Origin of the sequence: Caenimonas terrae (genome assembly GCF_042655405.1) — a bacterium.
In the GTDB taxonomy this organism is placed as follows: Bacteria; Pseudomonadota; Gammaproteobacteria; order Burkholderiales; family Burkholderiaceae_C; genus Ramlibacter; species Ramlibacter terrae_A.
This window is the reverse complement of the sequence record NZ_JBHSMF010000017.1, coordinates 1-909: the sequence shown is the minus strand read 5'-3', so window position 1 is coordinate 909 and position 909 is coordinate 1. Positions and strand designations below refer to the sequence as shown.

Annotated in this window: 1 protein-coding gene; it reads right to left on the bottom strand. The window is 65.2% G+C overall.

What is annotated here, in order from left to right:
• Positions 1-748: tripartite tricarboxylate transporter permease (locus ACFPOE_RS23940; protein WP_376852866.1), on the bottom strand; the 748-nt coding region annotated here is incomplete at its 3' end.
• Between the last annotated feature and the right edge of the window lie 161 nt (positions 749-909).

The window sequence follows — 909 nt, the reverse complement described above, 5'->3', positions numbered from 1 at the left end:
TGGGGATGATGCGCTTGAACTCCGGCCAGGTCGGCATCAGCTTGATGGTGCCGTTGAACGGGGTGCGCTCGTCGCCGCTGTCGAGGTTCTTGGTGATCTCGGCGATGCCGAAGCACCCCAGGGCGATGCTGACCAGCCCGACGCCGTCGGCCAGGAACGGCAGGTCGCCGGTGAAGCGCTGCATGCCGCTGTTGACGTCGGTGCCGATCGAGCCGAGCAGCACCCCGATCAGGCACATCGACATGCCGTTGATCAGGCTGCCGGTGGTCACGAAGCTCACGCACACGAAGCCCACCAGCATCAGCGCGCAGTAGTCGGCCGGCCCGAACAGGAAGGCCACCTCACCCAGCGAGGGCGCCAGGAAGGTCAGCACCACGATGGCCACCGTGCCGCCGATGAAGCTGGAGACGCCCGCGGTGAACAGCGCCAGCCCGCACTTGCCCTTGAGCGTCATCTGGTAGCCGTCGATACAGGCCACGATGCTGCTGGCGTGCGGGATGCGCATGGTGATGGCGCTCACGCTGTCGCCGTACTGGGCGCCGTAGTAGATGCCGGCCAGCATGATCAGCGCGCCGCCGGTGGGGATGGAGTAGGTCAGCGGCAGCAGGATGCTGATGGTGGCCAGCGGGCCCAGGCCCGGCAGCAGGCCCACCAGGGTGCCCACCGTGCAGCCGATGGCGCAATACATGAGGTTCGACCACGTCAGGGCGTGCTCGAAACCGAACGCGAGGTTGTGTAGTGCTTCCATGATCGATCAGTACAGCGGCAGGTTGAAGCCAAGGAGTTTCTGGAAGGCCAGCGCCACGGCCACCAGCCCGGCGGAGATGTACAGGTTGCGCAGCACCGAATACTTGGTCTTGCCGGCGAACGAGGCGATGAACACCATCACGATGATCCCCAGGATCATGT